21 protein-coding genes are annotated in these 17,021 nt (G+C 64.1%); 10 read left to right on the top strand and 11 right to left on the bottom strand.

What is annotated here, in order from left to right; translation table 11 throughout:
* Positions 1–9: 9 nt before the first annotated feature.
* Together BB28_RS01615 and BB28_RS01610 are read right to left on the bottom strand one after the other, a co-directional pair.
* On the bottom strand, positions 10–885 hold the full coding sequence (locus tag BB28_RS01615; RefSeq protein ID WP_046255446.1) for a hypothetical protein: 876 nt from the start codon (positions 883–885) through the stop codon (positions 10–12).
* A 146-nt stretch (positions 886–1,031) separates the two neighbouring features.
* Positions 1,032–2,069, bottom strand: coding sequence for a hypothetical protein (locus BB28_RS01610; RefSeq protein ID WP_046252253.1), 1,038 nt, complete (start codon positions 2,067–2,069; stop codon positions 1,032–1,034).
* Positions 2,070–2,255: 186 nt separating this feature from the next.
* Between BB28_RS01610 and leuA the strand changes: the two genes are divergently transcribed.
* Entirely contained in the window at positions 2,256–4,088 is a 1,833-nt protein-coding gene (gene leuA / locus BB28_RS01605) for a 2-isopropylmalate synthase (protein ID WP_046252252.1), read from the top strand.
* A 71-nt stretch (positions 4,089–4,159) separates the two neighbouring features.
* Here leuA and BB28_RS01600 read toward each other — a convergent pair whose 3' ends face one another.
* Positions 4,160–4,402, bottom strand: a complete 243-nt coding sequence (locus BB28_RS01600) for a type B 50S ribosomal protein L31 (RefSeq protein ID WP_046252251.1) — start codon at positions 4,400–4,402, stop codon at positions 4,160–4,162.
* Complete coding sequence (gene mrf / locus BB28_RS01595; RefSeq protein ID WP_046252250.1) at positions 4,402–5,589, bottom strand: ribosome hibernation factor-recruiting GTPase MRF; 1,188 nt, start codon at positions 5,587–5,589, stop codon at positions 4,402–4,404. Before mrf ends, BB28_RS01600 begins: the two co-directional genes overlap by 1 nt.
* Positions 5,590–5,720: 131 nt before the next feature.
* Between mrf and rpmB the strand changes: the two genes are divergently transcribed.
* The 4 genes from rpmB to rpsR are packed head-to-tail and all read left to right on the top strand — an operon-like array spanning position 5,721 to position 6,673.
* Entirely contained in the window at positions 5,721–5,957 is a 237-nt protein-coding gene (gene rpmB / locus BB28_RS01590; protein WP_005063156.1) for a 50S ribosomal protein L28, read from the top strand.
* Positions 5,957–6,121, top strand: coding sequence for a 50S ribosomal protein L33 (rpmG, locus tag BB28_RS01585; protein ID WP_030095992.1), 165 nt, complete (start codon positions 5,957–5,959; stop codon positions 6,119–6,121). Before rpmB ends, rpmG begins: the two co-directional genes overlap by 1 nt.
* A 1-nt stretch (position 6,122) precedes the next feature.
* Positions 6,123–6,428 carry a 30S ribosomal protein S14 gene (gene rpsN / locus BB28_RS01580; RefSeq protein ID WP_030095993.1) on the top strand — a complete coding sequence of 102 codons (306 nt, stop codon included), beginning with the start codon at positions 6,123–6,125 and terminating at the stop codon, positions 6,426–6,428.
* Complete coding sequence (gene rpsR, locus BB28_RS01575; protein ID WP_046252249.1) at positions 6,428–6,673, top strand: 30S ribosomal protein S18; 246 nt, start codon at positions 6,428–6,430, stop codon at positions 6,671–6,673. Before rpsN ends, rpsR begins: the two co-directional genes overlap by 1 nt.
* A gap of 7 nt (positions 6,674–6,680) precedes the next feature.
* Here the strand turns inward: rpsR and BB28_RS01570 are convergent, their stop codons facing one another.
* Genes BB28_RS01570 through BB28_RS01550 form a run of 5 tightly spaced genes read right to left on the bottom strand, consistent with a single transcriptional unit; the run spans position 6,681 to position 11,566 of the window.
* Positions 6,681–7,832 carry a serine hydrolase domain-containing protein gene (locus BB28_RS01570; RefSeq protein ID WP_046252248.1) on the bottom strand — a complete coding sequence of 384 codons (1,152 nt, stop codon included), beginning with the start codon at positions 7,830–7,832 and terminating at the stop codon, positions 6,681–6,683.
* Complete coding sequence (locus BB28_RS01565; RefSeq protein WP_046252247.1) at positions 7,832–8,815, bottom strand: DEDDh family exonuclease; 984 nt, start codon at positions 8,813–8,815, stop codon at positions 7,832–7,834. Before BB28_RS01565 ends, BB28_RS01570 begins: the two co-directional genes overlap by 1 nt.
* A gap of 34 nt (positions 8,816–8,849) precedes the next feature.
* Positions 8,850–10,031 (bottom strand): acyl-CoA dehydrogenase family protein, encoded by a 1,182-nt coding sequence (locus BB28_RS01560; protein WP_046252246.1) that lies wholly within the window; start codon positions 10,029–10,031, stop codon positions 8,850–8,852.
* Complete coding sequence (locus BB28_RS01555) at positions 10,028–11,095, bottom strand: phosphotransferase family protein (protein ID WP_046252245.1); 1,068 nt, start codon at positions 11,093–11,095, stop codon at positions 10,028–10,030. The genes BB28_RS01560 and BB28_RS01555 overlap by 4 nt, the downstream gene beginning before the upstream one ends.
* Before the next feature lie 24 nt (positions 11,096–11,119).
* The gene (locus BB28_RS01550) at positions 11,120–11,566 is read right to left on the bottom strand and encodes a MarR family winged helix-turn-helix transcriptional regulator (protein ID WP_081252186.1); all 447 of its coding nucleotides are present in this window, start codon (positions 11,564–11,566) and stop codon (positions 11,120–11,122) included.
* A gap of 285 nt (positions 11,567–11,851) precedes the next feature.
* Between BB28_RS01550 and BB28_RS01545 the strand changes: the two genes are divergently transcribed.
* The 5 genes from BB28_RS01545 (at position 11,852) to BB28_RS01525 (ending at position 16,044) form a co-directional block, all read left to right on the top strand.
* The gene (locus BB28_RS01545) at positions 11,852–12,412 is read left to right on the top strand and encodes a hypothetical protein (RefSeq protein WP_046252244.1); all 561 of its coding nucleotides are present in this window, start codon (positions 11,852–11,854) and stop codon (positions 12,410–12,412) included.
* A 113-nt stretch (positions 12,413–12,525) separates the two neighbouring features.
* Positions 12,526–13,794: a Mur ligase family protein gene (locus tag BB28_RS01540; RefSeq protein ID WP_109550430.1), complete on the top strand. Its 1,269-nt coding sequence runs from the start codon at positions 12,526–12,528 to the stop codon at positions 13,792–13,794.
* On the top strand, positions 13,791–14,504 hold the full coding sequence (locus tag BB28_RS01535) for a type 1 glutamine amidotransferase (protein WP_046252243.1): 714 nt from the start codon (positions 13,791–13,793) through the stop codon (positions 14,502–14,504). The genes BB28_RS01540 and BB28_RS01535 overlap by 4 nt, the downstream gene beginning before the upstream one ends.
* Positions 14,505–14,635: 131 nt before the next feature.
* Entirely contained in the window at positions 14,636–15,310 is a 675-nt protein-coding gene (locus BB28_RS25440) for a hypothetical protein (protein ID WP_225421974.1), read from the top strand.
* A gap of 32 nt (positions 15,311–15,342) precedes the next feature.
* Positions 15,343–16,044: a hypothetical protein gene (locus tag BB28_RS01525; protein WP_046252242.1), complete on the top strand. Its 702-nt coding sequence runs from the start codon at positions 15,343–15,345 to the stop codon at positions 16,042–16,044.
* A 16-nt stretch (positions 16,045–16,060) separates the two neighbouring features.
* Here BB28_RS01525 and recR read toward each other — a convergent pair whose 3' ends face one another.
* Both recR and BB28_RS01515 read right to left on the bottom strand, forming a co-directional pair.
* Entirely contained in the window at positions 16,061–16,669 is a 609-nt protein-coding gene (gene recR / locus BB28_RS01520; RefSeq protein WP_030096005.1) for a recombination mediator RecR, read from the bottom strand.
* Positions 16,662–17,006 carry a YbaB/EbfC family nucleoid-associated protein gene (locus BB28_RS01515; RefSeq protein WP_030096006.1) on the bottom strand — a complete coding sequence of 115 codons (345 nt, stop codon included), beginning with the start codon at positions 17,004–17,006 and terminating at the stop codon, positions 16,662–16,664. Before BB28_RS01515 ends, recR begins: the two co-directional genes overlap by 8 nt.
* Positions 17,007–17,021 lie beyond the last annotated feature (15 nt).

Genomic DNA, 17,021 nt, shown 5'->3' with positions numbered 1-17,021 from the left:
AAAATCCTCTCAGTCGAATGAACCGCGGAAGATCCCTACCGCCTTGTCGATCATCGCGCGGGTAGATCCACAGTCGCCCGCCTTCAGAGAGAAGCTCAGCACCTCGATGAAGATCCGCTCCGGGGCGCTGCTCTCCTGCATGGCACCACCGGGGACGTCGCGGGCGTACAACGGCTTACCCAGACGCACCATACTGGTGCACATGCTGCCGTCTTGACCGTGGAAATACTCGACACCGTCCCGGATTTCCTCGTGCAGCCTCGACGGCGGATCGACACCCGTTCTGATGGTGAATTCAAACTGAGTATCGCTGTCTTTCAACGAGAATCGGCATGAGAACGGATCGCCGAACAGGGCCGGCCGCAGATCATCTACCCGGCCCGGATACTCACCGAGAATCTCGCACGGATCACGCTCGGCGATTTTGATCGGGTACGCACTCAAAGCCTCACGCACGGGCATATCTGCCGGGTTCAGGGTGGCCAGCACACCGATAACCGGCTGCGCCATCTTGCAATTCGGTGCGGGCACGCCCCTGGCGCCGTCGACGACCACGACGCGCAGCGCCGGCACCCGCGCTCCCTTCAACGCGGGCGCATTCGGAAGCTTGTTCAACGCGATGGGAAATTCGTACAGACATGTGCCCGCGGTGTGAAACACCGGTGCGCCACCGATCCTGAATTCGGGCTGCTCCCGCGAGTAGTCACCCAATACCAGTGACAGACCCACACTCGATGGGGACGCCGTGCCGGCCACCTTGATGGAACCGAAACAACCACCCACATCTCCCGAGATATAGGTCGGAGCGCCAATGTCTTTGAGCATCAACAAAAGGCCACACGGATCGATCCGTCGCAACGCCCGCAGATAGGCCAACAGGGTCATCTGCGGTTCAGTGAAGGTTTGACCGTATGTGGCTACTGCGCCGACGAACAGACTCGCACCCGTGAGCGCGGGCGATCCTCCCTTAGCCGAACCGGATACCACGTTCGCGCACCCCGCGATCGCCAGTGTGGCGACGAAGCCCAGCGCTATCGAGCGGAGTTTGCGAATAGTCGCACCGCCTTGTCCAGAATCTCCCGCATCTGCCCGCAATCGGTCCGTCCTTCTTCGGTGAAGGCGCTCGCGACCACAGCCGGAAAATAGGCGTCAGCATCGGTGTTCGCCGCACCACCGCCGACATCCTTGGGGTACAACGGATCTCCCACCAACGCCAGCGCGTGACACCCCGTCAGCTGATTCGGATCCTCGTTATGGAAGTACGTCACGCCGCCGCGGGTCGATTTCGTGTATTCCTCCGGGAAGTCATCGACGCTGCTCGTCAGCTGCACGGTGTACTCGATATCGGTTTCCGATAGCGAGAAATCACACCCGAAGGGATCGCCCAGCAGGTCCACGGAGACCTTCTGCGCCTTTCCCGGGTACTCCCCGAGGATCTCGCACGGATCGCGTTCGGCAAGTTTGATCGGATATGCGCTGAGCGCAGAACGCGGCGGCAATCCCGACGGCAGCTCCTTGGCGACCGCGGTCATCACCTGCTTGGCAAGCCGGCAGTCCGGGTCCGAATATTCGTCCGACCCATACAGGTACGCACTGACCGACAACATGGCCTGCATCGTGGGGTTCGAGGGCGCACCCGGCAGCCGCTCCAGGCCCAGCGGTACCTCGTACTCACAATCTGCCCCGGTCTCGTAGACCGGGACAGACCCCACCACGAAGGCCGCGGGGACGTCTCGCTTGTCCTGCATGGAGTACGCATACGAGACCTCGGTGAGACCAGGATCACCTGTGACCTTCACGCTGGCATAACACATCGGAAAATCGCCAACGACCTGTCCCGGGTCTCCGAAGTCCTTGAGACTTGCGGCGAAACCGCAGGGATCCACGCGCCGTAGTGCCCGCGCGTAGGCCAGCGTCACCTTCTCGGTGGCATTGAGGTTCTGTCCATAGTCGGACTGATCGCCATGAAAGAAGGAGTCGGCGCCGGGTGCGGGTTCGCCTCCCCGCGGCTGCCCGCTGACAGTGCGCGCACAACCGGTGACCACCAGCAGAACCAGCAGCGTCACCATCCCCCGCCGTACCCACATGCTCTGCGAGCTTGCCAGATGATCGGGCTTCTTGCGGCTGGTAGAGTCCCGTCTATGCAGCGGGCGCTCCTCCTCCGACGCCGCGACAGGGTCTAATCCAGACCGGCTTCCTGTCGCGGGTTGTTGGCGTGCCGGTCGAGATACCCCTCAAACTCCCGGAGCCTTCCCATGACTAGCTTCTCTTCAGACGAGTTCAACTACACCCCCCGCAGCATCATCACCCCGAATGGGCCCATTCCGGCCGACCAGCCGGCGTGGAACACCCAGAAGAACAGCTCGATGCCGGTACATCGGTACCGATCGTTCGCCCTGGAAGTTCCAGGGGGCGAACCGACTGCATCCTTCAACCGCACCTGGCCCGACAAGGTGATCACCCGTGCACCACAGTGGGCGGCGGTCGACCTGCGTGACGGCAACCAGGCCCTGATCGACCCGATGAGTCCCGCGCGTAAGCGCCGGATGTTCGATATGCAGATCCGGATGGGCTTCAAGGAAATCGAGGTCGGGTTTCCCTCGGCCAGCCAGACCGATTTCGATTTCATCCGCGAGCTGATCAGCGAGAACGCCATCCCCGATGACGTGACCGTCCAGGTGCTGACCCAGTGCCGACCGGAGCTGATCGAACGCACGTTCCTGGCCTGCGAGGGCGCCGCGAGGGTGATCGTGCACTTCTACAACTCGACGTCGATCCTGCAGCGGCGCGTGGTTTTTCGGGGCGAGAAGGACGCGATCCAGAAGATCGCCACCGATGGTGCCCGCAAGTGTGTTGAGGAAGCGGCCAAATACCCCGATACGCATTGGCGTTTCCAGTACTCCCCGGAGTCGTACACCGGCACCGAGCTGCAGTACGCGCTGGAGGTGTGCAACGCCGTCGGCGACATCATCGAGCCCACACCGGACAACCCGATCATCTTCAATCTGCCGTCGACGGTGGAGATGACAACCCCCAATGTGTACGCCGATTCCATCGAGTGGATGAGCCGCAACCTGGCTCGTCGCGACTCGGTGATCCTGAGCCTGCACCCACACAACGATCGCGGAACCGCCGTCGCCGCAGCAGAGTTGGGTTACCAGGCAGGCGCCGACCGTATCGAGGGATGTCTGTTCGGCAACGGCGAGCGCACCGGGAACGTGTGCCTGGTGACGCTGGGGCTGAACCTGTTCAGCCGAGGGGTGGACCCACAGATCGATTTCTCCAACATCGACGAGATCCGGCATACGGTCGAGTACTGCAACCAGCTGAAGGTTCCCGAGCGGCACCCGTACGGTGGCGATCTGGTCTACACCGCCTTCTCCGGCAGCCACCAGGACGCCATCAACAAGGGCCTGGATCAAATGAAACGCGATGCGGACGAGGCAGATTCCGACGTCGACGACATCCTGTGGCAGGTGCCGTACCTGCCCATCGACCCCAAGGACGTCGGCCGCAACTACGAGGCCGTGATCCGGGTGAACTCGCAATCCGGCAAGGGCGGCGTCGCCTACATCATGAAGTCCGATCACGGATTGGTGCTGCCGCGCCGTCTGCAGATCGAATTCGCGCAGTCGATCCAGCGGATCACCGACGGCGAGGGTGGTGAGGTGAACCCGAAGGAGATCTGGGACGTCTTCGCCGAGGAGTACCTGGCGCCGATCACTCCGCTGGAGCGGATTCGCCAGAAGGTGACCGCATCCGAGGAGGATGGCGGCACGGATTCCATTGCCGCCGTGGTGAAGATCGACGGTAAGGAAACCGAAGTCCACGGTACGGGTAACGGGCCGTTGGCCGCCTTCGTCGATGCGCTGTCGAGCGTGGGCTACACCGTCAACGTCCTGGACTACTCCGAGCACGCCATGAGCGCCGGTGACGATGCGCAGGCCGCCGCCTACGTGGAAGCCATGGTCGTCGGCCCCCACGGCGGCGAGGCGCAGACCGTGTGGGGTGTCGGTATCGCACCGTCGATTACCACCGCCTCACTGCGGGCAGTGGTATCGGCCGTCAACCGCGCCGCGCGCGCCTAGCCCTCACACCGAGAGCGAGCCTGGCGCGGATACTTAGCCAATTTTCCGCGCCAGGCTCGCACTCGATTCGGTTAACGAGTGCCGTAACGCCTGCGGAACTTCTCGACCTGGCCGGCGGTATCCATGATCCGGCGATCGCCCGTCCAGAACGGGTGCGAGTCCGCCGTCACTTCGACGGTGATGAGCGGGTACTGCTGGCCCTCGAACTCCACGGTGCGGGTGCTCGTCGCGGTCGAGCGGGTCAAGAACATTTTTCCGGTGGTGGTGTCCTGGAAGACGACCGGGTGGTAGTCGGGGTGGATACCGGGCTTCATCAGTGGTTCCCTTCTGTGTTGTTCTCGCCGTAGGACAGGAAGGCCTCAAGCTCGGACACGTGTTCGCACGGATCCTCATGCCAATCGCCGAACGGATCATCGAGCTCATGCCACCTTGCGGGGCTTGCCATTTCGGCGTCGGTGAGCAGCGCTCCGCGCAACGCATCCAGCACCTCGGCGCTGTCGGCTCCGCAGACTAATACCGTCATCGCGGTGTGACGGTCGCCGAAACGGTAGTCCCACATGAGATCGGCAAATGCCCGACGTTCCGGATCGGATCGCAGCACTTCATCGGAATCCATTGCTGCCAGCCATTTCCCGGCCGCCGAAACTCTGAGGCCACCGCCCGCCGACTCCAGCCACATCGCCTGTTCATCCTGCGTGGCCAACCACAACCGGCCCCGGGTACGGATCACTCCGTCGAGCAACAGATCAATCGCGGCATGCAACCGTTCCGGATGGAAGGGCCTGCGCGCGTTGAATTCCACCAGTGCGATGCGACCGTCAACGGCCAGCGAGGGCTGCCCGCCGAGTAGAGCGCCATGCGGATTGTCGGACCGGCCGCGCCGTGCATCCTCTTCCAGATGATCGAGGGCCTGCTCGACGCGACCGATGCGGGCAGTGATACGGGCCCGTGGTGACAAGCGCCGCAGTACCGACAGCACTTCGGGCTCTGGATTACGAACCACCAGGACGTCGGCGAACTCGGCCTGTCCGATCACCACCTGTGCGACAGTTCGGCCATCTTCGAGTTCGTCGTCACCGAGCGCCTGCTGCAACCAGTTCACGCTGTCCACACAACTGACCACCCCGGCGATCTCCACATCGCGGGCGGCCGGTCCGTCGACAAACCCCGGCCCGACGCGAACGGGCACGGTGTTGATCGCCCAGCAGATCGGATCGGCCTCCAGCCACGGCTCCAGGTGCAGGACGATCCGCCCGACGTCGTCCCGGCGATGGAGCTTGCGCAGCAGTACGAGCAGGTCGTCACGGACCGTGCAGGACACGCAGCCGTGAGCCAGTTCCAGAACGGACTCCGCAGTTCCCCGGATCCCCGCGACGGTCCGCTTGACGATGTGCCCGTCGAATCGGTGCGTGACGATGACAGTCCCCGGGTCGCGTGCCAACACGTCCACCACCGCGTCGGTATCGGCCTGTCCGGACACGAGTAGCACCGGCGTACGCATGACTCTCCCTTTTCCAGCCCTTTTGCATCTAAATGCAAACGATTTTCATTACTAACAGCTTCACGGTACAGTCCCGAGCAACACTTGTCGAAAACGATTCCCATTACCAAATGGGTATGAATGGAGGTCCGTTGTCTGCGCATTGCGAGGTGACCGGACGGTCGCCGGGCTTCGGTAACGCGGTGTCGCATTCGCACCGCCGCACCCGTCGCCGCTGGTCACCCAATATCCAGCTCAAGACGTACTACCTACCCTCGGAGGACCGGCGCATCAAGCTCCGGGTGAGCGCCAAGGGCATCAAGGTCATCGACCGAGACGGTATCGAGGCCGTGGTGGCACGGTTGCGCGCGCAGGGACGGAAGTTCTGATGGCGCGCAACGAGATCCGCCCCATCGTGAAACTGCGGTCGACCGCGGGCACCGGATACACGTACGTCACCCGCAAGAACCGGCGCAACGATCCGGACCGGATGGTGCTGCGCAAGTACGACCCCGTAGTGCGGAAGCACGTGGAATTCAGAGAGGAGCGCTGAGATGGCCAAGAAGTCCAAGATCGCCAAGAACGAGCAGCGCCGCGCCATCGTCGAGCGCTATGCCGAGCGGCGTGCAGAGCTCAAGGAGATCATCCGACAGCCCTTGAGCACCCAGGAGCAGCGCATAGCGGCACAGGCCGAGCTGGCCCGCCAGCCGCGGGATGCCAGCGCGGTACGGCTGCGCAACCGCGATGCGGTGGACGGTCGGCCGCGAGGTTATCTGCGCAAGTTCGGACTGTCCCGCGTACGAGTCCGTGAACTGGTGCACGACGGGTCGCTGCCCGGCGTCCGGAAAGCGAGCTGGTGATGGCCGCCAAGACACCCCGCAATCGTCGCGTCAAGGTCGCCGATACCAAGCCCAAGCCCAATCTCTTCGCCAAATTGGGTCTTTCATCGGTCGATTACAAGGACACCAACACTCTGCGCCTGTTCATATCCGAGCGCGGCAAGATCCGGGCCCGCCGGGTAACGGGCCTGACCGTACAACAGCAGCGCCAGGTCGCGACCGCGATCAAAAACGCGCGCGAGATGGCGCTACTGCCCTACGCCTGACACCCGATCAGCGCGGCTGCGGAATCGCGTTTTCCAACAGGAAAACGTGATTCGGACTGATCACCTTGGTGATAGCGGTACCGAACAAGGTGCTGGGCTGCGCGGGTTGCTTGGCCACGTCGGTGTTGAGTAGCGCCACCACGGTGGTCTGTTCGGCGGGCGAGTAGATGGCGAGCGTCTGATAACCGGGGATGCTGCCGTTGTGGCCGATCCACCCGTGCGCATCGAAAATCCCTAGGCCATAACGGATATCGTCGGGAACCGGCGGCATCGCCACGGTCTGCAACCGCTGCTGCTGGGTGGCCGGTGTCAGAAGCTTGCCGGTCGCCAGCGCGGGCACCCAGATCCGTAGGTCCTCGAGCGTCGAGATCATCGCGCCCGCCCAGGACGCCCACGACGGACTCCAATCCGTGCTGTCGATGAGCGGCCCGGTCGGCGTCAGCTGCGTGTAGCCCTGCGCATGCGGATCGGGGATGGTATTGGTGTCGGGAAAGCTGGTGTGCTTCAAGCCGAGTGGCTCGGTGATGTGCTCGCGCACGAATGCCGGCAGACTCTGTCCACTGACCTTCTCGACCACCTGTCCTAACAGCACGGCGTTGGTGTTGCTGTACTCGTAACCCTGGCCCGCCGGGAAATTGGGCGGTTGCGCGAAGGCGTAATCAAGCAGCTGTTGGGTGCTGTAACGGCGTCGTGGATCGGCCTCCAGGTCGCGGTTGAAGACCAGGGACATCGAATAGTTGAACAATCCGCTCTGCATCCGGGCGAGCTGACGCAGGGTGATCTTGTCGCCGCCCGGAACCTTGTCGACATACTTGGCAACCGGATCATCGAGCCCCAGCTTGCCCTCATCCACAAGTTGCAACACCGCGGTGACCGTGAAAGTCTTTGTCACACTTCCAATTCGATGATAGAAATCGGTACGCATCGGTGCACGGTTTGCCGTGTTCGCGACCCCGAATGCCCGCACATACTGCCCCTTGGGTCCCCACACGCCGACGATCGCGCCAGGCACCGCTGCGCTCGAGAGCACCTCGTTGATGGCGGTGTCGAGCTTGGCCGACGTCTGCGCGTCCAGGTCTGCGGCGGCAATGCCCGAGTGTGTCCCACACCCGCTGACGAGCAGCGCAAGCGCGAGTACCGCACAGAGAATTCGGCGCATCAGAACAGCGAGTACTGCGCTCCGGCGCGGCTGGGAACCGTGAACTGCTCGACATCGGTACCGCCGACGACGCGCCGGACCTGGGTCATGAACGTCTCGTCGTCCAGCAGCGGTACACCCAGTGACCGAGCATGAAATCCCTTACCTTGCTCGGGGTTTGACTGATTACAGATCACCACCGAGGTGTCTTCGTCGACCGTGTCGGCATAGGCGAGGCCGGCCTGCATGATCTGCTCCACCAGCTCCTCATGTGTACGAGCGACCTCGGAACTCAACGCCACCCGCATGCCCTGCACCAGCGGCTGACCGGCGACGAACGGACCGGGATTGAGCCAGTGACACGGCTGACGAGACGCCACGGTCTTGAGCGAGCGCAGTTCGTCGTGTGTCACACGGCCATTGGGCCAGCGCTTACGGGTGGTCTCGCGGATAGGGAGCCACGTTCCCCGTTCCCGCGCACGGTCAAGCACCTTCGGCAGCACCTCGGCCAGCACTCGAGCGTCGTCATAGGCGTCATGGGCCTTGAGCTGCTCGACGCCCCAATGCGCGGCGAGGGTTTCCAGCCGCAGATTGGGCGTATCCAGGTCGAGACGCCGGGTCAGCTCAACCGTGCACATCACCGCCTCGGTGGGCAGCTCGGCGCCGGCCAGTTCGGCCTCCGCCGCCAGGAACGAGTAGTCGAACCCGACGTTATGGGCGACCAGTGTCCGGCCTCGCAGCAACGCGATGAGGTCGGGGACGATATCGGCGAACTCGGGCTGTCCCTCCAGCATCTCCGGAGTCAGGCCGTGCACGTGGGTGGGGCCCGGATCAACACCCGGATTCAGCAGACTCACCACACTGTCGGTGATGCTTCCGTCGGCATCCAGCGCCAACGCCGCGACACTAATGACACGCGCCCGACCTGGCTGAAAGCCGGAAGTCTCCAGGTCAACCACTACCCACTTGGGGCTGTGGTCGGGCGTCTGCCCCCAGATCGGCATGACTCAGGATGGCATGCGGGACCGACAAGCCGCTCTAGGCGCGCGGGGTACGCAACACCTGACGGCCGATGGCGTACTTGTGCACCTCGGTGGGGCCGTCGTACAGACGGAAGGCGCGCATATCGCGGAAGATCATCTCCACCGGCGTCTCGTCACTGATGCCGATACCGCCGAGCACCTGCACACACCGGTCGGTGACCTTGAACAGCTCCTCGGACACGAATGACTTGGCCATCGAGCTCTCGTGCCGCCCCTTGGCGCCGTTGTCCATCATCCAGCACGCGTGCCAGATAGTGAGACGACATTGGTGCAGCGCGATCTCATTGTCGGCAAGCATGAAGGAGACTCCTTGATGCTCTCCGATGGTCTTGCCGAACGAGGTCCGGGTGCGCGCGTAGTCGACGGCGATGTCCTGAGCGCGGGCGGCGGCCCCGAGCCAACGCATACAGTGCGTCAACCGCGCCGGTGCCAGCCGCAGCTGCGCGTACCGGAAGGCCTGGCCGGTCTCGCCGAGCAGCGCCTCCCGCGGCAGAGTCAGATTGTCGAACCGCACGACCGCATGCCCCTCGGCATAGTTGCGGTCCATCGTGTTCATGATCCGTTCGATCACAATGCCTTCGGTGTCACCGTCACACAGGAACAGCGTGGGCCCCTCGGGCAGATGATCATTGGCTTCCAGGTTGGCCATGATGATCCACGTCTTGGCGCCGCGCGCGCCGGTGATGAGCCACTTGCGTCCGTTGATGACGAAGTTCTGGCCATCGAAGGTGGCAGAGGTCTTGAGCTGTGACGGATCCGATCCGGCGCCATCGGGTTCGGTCATGGCGAACGCCGAGCGCTGATACCCCTCGATGACGGGGCGCAGGAATTTCTCCGACTGTTCCTCGTTGGTGATCTTGCCGAGCAGGAACATGTTGCCTTCATCGGGCGCAGCGCAGTTCATCGCGATGGGGCCCAGGGTGGACCAGCCCGCCGCCTCGAAGATCACTGCCTGACCGATATGCGAAAGGCCCCAACCACCATAGGATTCCGGCGCCTGCACGGTCAGCAGCCCGGCATCTCGGGCCTTGCCGACAAGCTCGGCACGCAGTTCATCAGTGGGTCCGTGCGCTGTCAGCCGAGGATCGCGCTCGTAGGGAATCACAATGTCGGTGACGAACTCACGCACCCGCTGCGCCTTCGCGGCCAGCTCTTCCGGAACGCTGAAATCGATCATATCTCTCCCTCGGTGAATTGTGTTGCCGCCCAACCAAGGACAGCCATGGCGATATCTTCGAAATCTGCGTATCCGGCACCGACGAGGTCGCCGGACTGCCACTTGCGGTACAGCTGCATCCACGCGACACCCAAGCGGAGCCGCGCGCACGCCACCTGCCAGTGCATCGGGCGCGGCCGCATTCCAGCCACCGTAAAGTAGGAATCAATAACGTCGCGACGACTCGCGAACCCCGTTGTCGTGGTCGGCATCTGGTTGACGGCCCGCACCGTGGCCGGGTCCCCCGGCTCCATCCAGTACGACGTCAGAATCGCCAGATCGAAGAGCGGACAACCCCGGGTGGCCATATCCCAATCGATCACAGCGTTGGGCGACAACGTTTCCCGGTCGACGAGCATGTTGTCGAGTTTGAGGTCCATATGCAGTAGCGAGACCCCCGACGGCTCGGGGATCCGCTGTTCCAGCTGCGAAGTCAGGTTCGTGACGACAGCGGGCAGTCCCTCGGGCCACACCGCGTGTGCCCGGCGCGTCCAGCCGGCGAGCTGACGTTCAAGGAAACCCTCGGGCTTGCCGAGATCGCCTAATCCCACCGTCTCCGGCGTCACCGCGTGCAGGGAGGTCATCGCCTCGATCAGGGTGGCGGTGATGCGCTCCGGGGCGTCGCCCGGAAGACCTGTCGGCAGTTCTCCACCGATCACCAACCCCTCGCGATACTCCAGAAACTGGAAGGGGGCGCCGAGGACGTCAAGATCATCGCAATACGACAAGCCTCGCGGCGCCAGGGCGAATCCTGCATTGAGCCGCGAAAGCACCCACCATTCGCGCGCCATATCGTTGGCGCCCTCGGCGATCGGGCCACCGGGTGGGCGGCGGAACACTGCCGGCCGGCCGTCGAGGGCCACCAGATAGTTCAGATTGGCCTTACCGCCCGCGAACTGTCGCACCGCCGAGACGTCGAGGACGTGCCCCTGCCGCGCCACCCAGGACGACAGCGCAGCCCAGTCTTGCGGCGTCGTCTCGGCTGTGGCGCGGAACACACGCGTTACCCTAGCCGCGTACCCCAACCGGCTGGTTGGTTGGGTGGACGCTCACTCGTTTTCGCCGGTAGCGTCGATCAGTCGCCCCAGTATCCGTCTGAGTTCGCTCTGATCATCGGCGCTCAAGCGGCCGAACATCTCATCCTCCGCGGCCCGGATTGCCGACTCCACGCGTTTGAGCAACGCCTTGCCCTTGGCGGTGACCCGGGCCGGTAACGCTCGCCCCGAGGCCGGCACCGTCGGCCGGGACACCAGCGCCACGCTCTGCAATCCGTTGAGAACCTGATTCATCGCCTGCGCCGAGACATTGTGTTCGCGTGCCAGCTCAGCGCTGGTCCGCCCAGGGCTTTCGTTGAGCATCCGCAGGCACATGAACTCCGGCATCCCGAGCCCTAGCGGCCGCAACGCAGCAAGGACCTGCGGACGCATCACGGCACCAGCCCGGAACATCAGGTACCCCAGTGGCTCGACCTCATCGGATTCAGTCATCGCAAGCATCCTGGCATGAACCTGCCAGGACGCACGCAGACTCAGGCCCTTTGGCTAGTCACACTCGGACAGTAAGTCCAGGCGGCTTGGCCTTTCGGCCGACGATATCCGAGGCGCGATATGGGCGGCGTGCACAAGCTGTTGCCGTGCAATGGATTACCGCTCAACACAAAATTCTCAGCCAACTCATATCAAGATTCTTGACATACCGGATTCGACGCAGGTATCAAGGAAGTTGATACAGGTTCAGCGGGCAACGAGTCAGCTGCCTGATCTTCAGAGAAGGAGAATTAGATGTCTGATTCATTCGCAGGCTTCGAAGGTCACGGTCCTGCCTTCGGCGGACCCGGCTTCGGCGGACCTGGATTCGGTGGCCCGGGTTTCGGCCCCGGTGGCCCTGGCGGTTTCGGATTCCGCATCAAGCGCGCCGTCACCGCTTCACTGCTGCTCGACGGGCCCGCCAGCGCCGCACAGATCGTGCAGCGTGTCTCGGACGCAACCGAGGGTGAGATCACCCTTCCCGAGCCCGTGGTCGAGCGAGTCCTCGAACGGCTGGCTCATCGTGGCGTGGTGAAGACCGACGACGGCGTGGCCACCCTGACCGACTTCGGCCGGAAGGTGCTCGCGAAGCGAGGCATCACCAGCCAGACCGCGCAAGCGCTCCGGACCAAGCTGTTCCCCAAACTCGTCAATGTCCTCAAGCTCCGCTCGGGGCTGGCCGAGATTGCCGGACTGGCGCGCGTGATCGCCCTGACCGGTACTGCCGAGCAGAAGGAGCAGCTGGCAGAGGCCAGCGCCACCCTTCTGGCCACGGTCAACGACGTCAAGCAGTCGCTACAGCGCGCCGTCGCCTAGAGGCTGGACCTGCACTGCCCGTGCGGCCATCGCCTCCGGTCGCACGGGCCGTGCACTCCTACTCCACGACGGCGACATCATCACCTCGCAAGGGTCTCCAATAAACTGCGCGGATGCCCATCGAGCACCTATCGCTGCGCGGCCGAATCGCGCTTGCCGCGGGCTCCGCCGCGCGCTGGGCCTCGCGCGTCAGTGGTCGCGGCGCGGGGTCAATGATCGGCGGGCTGGTTGCCCTCAAACTCGACGGCGGCATCCTGGCCGAACTGGGCGTCGGCCGGCGCACAGCCATAGTCACCGGCACCAACGGCAAGTCCACCACTACCCGCATGCTGGCCGCGGCGCTGGCGACCACCGGGCCAGTGGCCACCAACACCGAGGGTTCGAACATGGACGCGGGCCTGGTGGCCGCACTGGCCGGCACCCGCGATGCCGAGCTGGCGGTGCTCGAGGTCGACGAAATGCATGTGCCACATGTCGCCGACGCGATCCGCCCCGCAGTCATCGTGCTGCTCAATCTCAGCCGCGATCAGCTGGACCGCGTCGGCGAGATCAACAACATCGAGCGCACTCTGCGCAAGGGGCTGTCCCAGCACCGTGACGCGGTGATCGTCGCGAACTGCGATGACGTCCTCATGACATCGGCGGCCTACGACAACCCCAACGTCGTCTGGGTGGCCGCCGGCGGCGGCTGGGCCGGTGATTCGGTGAGCTGTCCACGCAGCGGCGAGCTCATCGTCCGCGACGGAAATCATTGGCGCAGTACCGGAACCGACTTCTCCCGACCGGATCCGGACTGGTGGTTCGACGACGACCGCATCTACGGGCCCAGCGGAATCAGCCTGCCGATGTCGCTGACGCTGCCCGGCACCGCCAACCGCGGAAACGCAACGCTCGCCGTTGCCGGGGCGGTTGAACTCGGCGCCCGCCCCGGTCCTGCCGTCGATGCCGTATCGGCGGTCGATCAGGTGGCGGGCCGCTACCGGAGCATCGATCTCGGAGATCACACGGTGCGACTGCTACTGGCCAAGAATCCGGCCGGCTGGCAAGAGGCGCTATCGATGGTGGACACCGACGCCGACGGACTCGTCATCGCGGTCAACGGGCAGGTGCCCGACGGCGAAGACCTGTCCTGGCTATGGGATGTCAACTTTGAACATTTCGCGTGCGATAACCCGCAGACCACCGTGCCTCCCGTCGTCGCCTCGGGGGAACGCGGCACCGATCTCGCGGTGCGGCTGACCTATGCCAGCGTCACACACACCTTGCACCACGACCCTGTTCAGGCCATCAGGGCCTGTCCGTCCGGCAAGGTCGACGTGATCGCCAACTACACGGCGTTCCTCAACCTCAACCGCGCGCTGGCCAAAGGTGGTGCGGCATGAGCGAATCCACCGTTCGAGTCGGCCTGGTACTCCCCGACGTCATGGGTACCTACGGCGATTCGGGAAATGCCGTGGTGCTGCGGCAACGGCTGCGGATGCGCGGAATCGACGCCGAGATCGTGGAGATCACCCTGGCCGATCCCGTCCCCGACTCCCTGGACGTGTACACGCTGGGCGGGGCCGAAGACTACGCACAACGGCTTGCCACCCGCCATCTCATCGCGCATCCGGGACTGCAGCGCGCCGCCGAACGCGGTGCACCGGTGCTGGCGATCTGCGCGGCCATCCAGGTGCTCGGGCATTGGTACGAAACGTCATCCGGGGAGCGCGTCGAAGGCGTCGGCCTGCTCGATGTCACCACCAGCCCGCAGGACAAGCGCACCATCGGCGAATTGGCCGGCGTGCCCATCATGGACGAGCTCGAGGACACCCTGACCGGGTTCGAGAACCACCGCGGTGGAACAGTTTTGGGGCCCGCAGCGGCCCCGTTGTCCAAGGTCGGCCGAGGCGCCGGGAATCGCGCCGGTGACGGTACCGACGGTGTCGTACAGGGCAGCGTGATCGCTACCTACATGCACGGCCCGTGCCTGGCACGCAATCCCGAGCTCGCCGACCTGTTACTTGCCCGCGCCATGAATGTGCCGCAACTGACCCCGCTGGACCTGGACGAGGTGGCGCGGCTGCGCCGAGAGCGCGTGTCCGCCCGCTAGCCTTCCTCTGCCCCCTGATGGGCCGCGCCGGTACCGAATTCGAGTAGTCGATTACTCACGCAGGCCCGGCCGTACGCGCAATACGTTCCGTTGGCATTCAAGTTCCATGCCGAACGCCCAAAGGAGCGATTGTGACCAGTGATTCTGTAGCGCGGTTCTTAAAGGCCGAGCGGCGCAGTCTGTCTGTGCCAGAAGAGAAGTCGGTGATCGTTGATCCCAGCGATCGCGAATGGGCGGAGGTGACACATCGCCTGGACATCGCCGGATTCGACGATCTTCAGACCCTGCGCCTGGTCCCCGAGCGTTTGGAGGAACGCGTTGCACGCCAAGCCATAGCGGAGGACGACCTCGCAGTGCGTGAGATCGCCCGCCGCATGGCCGAAAGTATCGCCGAACACCCCGACGCAGAGGATTCGTGCTGCACGCCATGCGCGAGCAAGAGCGAGCGGCGAGTCGGTTACCCGGGGCGGCTCAGCCGGCTCTACCGCGAGATACGCCCGGCCATGCACACGAATCTTTCACGCGCAGTGAGTGATGCACTAGGAGTACCACTGGAGGCCGACAGCCTCGAAGTGAAGATCACCCATTCGTTCACCCAGCGGTATGCCGCACATGTCACCCGAATACCCCTGGTTCTCGTGCTGTTCAAAGATATCGAGATCGGCAGGAACGCCACGTTGACCCTGGGGTCGAAAGCGAAGAGTTTGTGGGCCAACGACATCCGCATTCATACCGGGGGGCGACTCGTTATCACCTCCAGTTACATCAAGATTCGCGCGACATCCGTCCGCGGCAACCTGGCATAAACGGCGATCTGGCATAAGAAGGAGTAAGCACCATGGCGAACATCATCAGCAATGGTCCGAACGGCGACGCCGGAGCGACGGGTGCACCGGGCACCCAAGGTCCCACCGGCGCGGCGGGGACCATGGCGAACTGCAATTGGATCGACGACGACTGCGCCACCCGGGGCGGGACCGGAGGAACCGGAGGCAACGGTGGAGCCGGCGGTCCTGGTGGTCCGGGCGGTCACGGCGGCGTCATCGACTTTGAGGTAGAGACCTTCATGGACGGAGTCTCGCTTCAAGCCAAGGGTGGCCGCGGCGGGAACGGCGGGCAGGGTGGAGTCGGCGGAACCGGTGGCACCGGAGGCAAAGGCGGCGATGGAGACGACTGCGAGTTCGGTAGAACGGGCGGCAATGGCGGTACCGGGGGTCGCGGCGGAGACGGAAACTTCGCCGGTCCCGGCGGCAACGGCGGCGTCATTCTCGTCAAATGCCAACACGACCTGTCCTTGGGCACGCATCCGATGGACGTGTCGGCGGGCACTGGTGGCAACGGCGGGATCGGCGGCGGTAACGGTCCGGGCGGATCGGTGGGCGCTAACGGCGCGACCACCGGTGTGTTTTCGTCCTCATCGGACTGCAGCGGGCCGGGGCCTCAACCGAACCCGGGCGCACCCGGCGATCCGGGAACGTCGGTGACGGTGTCGGGAGCACAAGGCAACCCCGGTCAAGCACAATTCCTCATCGTCCCCTGAAGGTAAGCAGGGAAATTCAGAGGGGGCGGCGGCCGGAGAGGGCGCGTCCGAGGGTCAGCTCGTCCGCGAACTCCAGGTCCCCGCCCATCGGCAGGCCGGACGCCAAACGGGTGACGGTCAGTCCGGGGAAATCGCGCAGCATTCGGACCAGGTAGGTGGCCGTCGCCTCACCTTCGGTGTTCGGGTCGGTGGCGATGATGACCTCGGAAATGGAGACGCCGTCCTCGTCGGTTCCAATGCGCGTCAACAGCTCCCGAATCCGCAGCTGGTCAGGACCGACACCCGAAAGCGGATCCAGTGCGCCACCGAGCACGTGATAGCGACCGCGGAACTCTCGGGTGCGCTCGACCGCCTGCACATCCTTGGGTTCCTCGACAACGCAGACCAATGCGAGATCGCGTCGTGGGTCCGAGCAGATCCGGCAGCGCTCCTTATCGGAGACGTTCCCGCAGACCTCGCAGAACTGAACGCCATCGCGCACCCGCGTCAAGGCTGCGGTCAGCCGATCGATATCGGGAGCCTCGACGCCCAGAAGATGGAAGGCGATGCGCTGTGCGCTCTTGGGTCCAACCCCGGGCAGTTTGCCCAGCTCGTCAATGAGGTCCTGGACCGGGCCCTCAAACACCGGGCAATCCCAGCCCTCCACCAAGATCGCCGAGGCCACCGGCAAGCGGGCCCAGCCGCTGGCTTGCCAGTTCCTGTGTCTTCGAGGTCAGATCGGCCAACGCACCGATAATCAGGTCCTGCAGTGTCTCGACATCTTCGGGATCGACGATCTTCGGGTCGATCTGCACGTTGATCACTTCGCCACTGCCCTTGCCGGTAATCCGCACCAGGCCACCACCGGACTCACCGGTGACCTCGGCCGCCGCGATCTGCGCCTGAGCGGCCATCAGCTGCTGCTGCATCTGCTGTGCCTGCGCGAGCAGGGCTGACATATCCGGGGCGCCTCCGGGTTGCATGAAATCTCCTTCTCG

The sequence above is a fragment of the Mycobacteroides chelonae CCUG 47445 genome, assembly GCF_001632805.1.
Lineage (GTDB): Bacteria > Actinomycetota > Actinomycetes > Mycobacteriales > Mycobacteriaceae > Mycobacterium > Mycobacterium chelonae.
Note: the sequence above shows the minus strand (reverse complement) of the source record. Positions and strands in the feature narration are given on the sequence as shown.

Coding starts and splice junctions, on each gene's coding strand:
- rpsR (WP_046252249.1), top strand. CDS start 6,428: ATGGCCGCCAAGACACCCCGCAATCGTCGCGTCAAGGTCGCCGATACC.
- rpsN (WP_030095993.1), top strand. CDS start 6,123: ATGGCCAAGAAGTCCAAGATCGCCAAGAACGAGCAGCGCCGCGCCATC.
- BB28_RS01550 (WP_081252186.1), bottom strand. CDS start 11,566: ATGCTTGCGATGACTGAATCCGATGAGGTCGAGCCACTGGGGTACCTG.
- BB28_RS01515 (WP_030096006.1), bottom strand. CDS start 17,006: ATGCAACCCGGAGGCGCCCCGGATATGTCAGCCCTGCTCGCGCAGGCA.
- BB28_RS01565 (WP_046252247.1), bottom strand. CDS start 8,815: ATGCCGATCTGGGGGCAGACGCCCGACCACAGCCCCAAGTGGGTAGTG.
- BB28_RS01545 (WP_046252244.1), top strand. CDS start 11,852: ATGTCTGATTCATTCGCAGGCTTCGAAGGTCACGGTCCTGCCTTCGGC.
- BB28_RS01535 (WP_046252243.1), top strand. CDS start 13,791: ATGAGCGAATCCACCGTTCGAGTCGGCCTGGTACTCCCCGACGTCATG.
- BB28_RS01540 (WP_109550430.1), top strand. CDS start 12,526: ATGCCCATCGAGCACCTATCGCTGCGCGGCCGAATCGCGCTTGCCGCG.
- BB28_RS01525 (WP_046252242.1), top strand. CDS start 15,343: ATGGCGAACATCATCAGCAATGGTCCGAACGGCGACGCCGGAGCGACG.
- rpmG (WP_030095992.1), top strand. CDS start 5,957: ATGGCGCGCAACGAGATCCGCCCCATCGTGAAACTGCGGTCGACCGCG.
- leuA (WP_046252252.1), top strand. CDS start 2,256: ATGACTAGCTTCTCTTCAGACGAGTTCAACTACACCCCCCGCAGCATC.
- BB28_RS01615 (WP_046255446.1), bottom strand. CDS start 885: ATGACCCTGTTGGCCTATCTGCGGGCGTTGCGACGGATCGATCCGTGT.
- BB28_RS01600 (WP_046252251.1), bottom strand. CDS start 4,402: ATGAAGCCCGGTATCCACCCCGACTACCACCCGGTCGTCTTCCAGGAC.
- mrf (WP_046252250.1), bottom strand. CDS start 5,589: ATGCGTACGCCGGTGCTACTCGTGTCCGGACAGGCCGATACCGACGCG.
- BB28_RS01570 (WP_046252248.1), bottom strand. CDS start 7,832: ATGCGCCGAATTCTCTGTGCGGTACTCGCGCTTGCGCTGCTCGTCAGC.
- BB28_RS01560 (WP_046252246.1), bottom strand. CDS start 10,031: ATGATCGATTTCAGCGTTCCGGAAGAGCTGGCCGCGAAGGCGCAGCGG.
- BB28_RS01610 (WP_046252253.1), bottom strand. CDS start 2,069: ATGGTGACGCTGCTGGTTCTGCTGGTGGTCACCGGTTGTGCGCGCACT.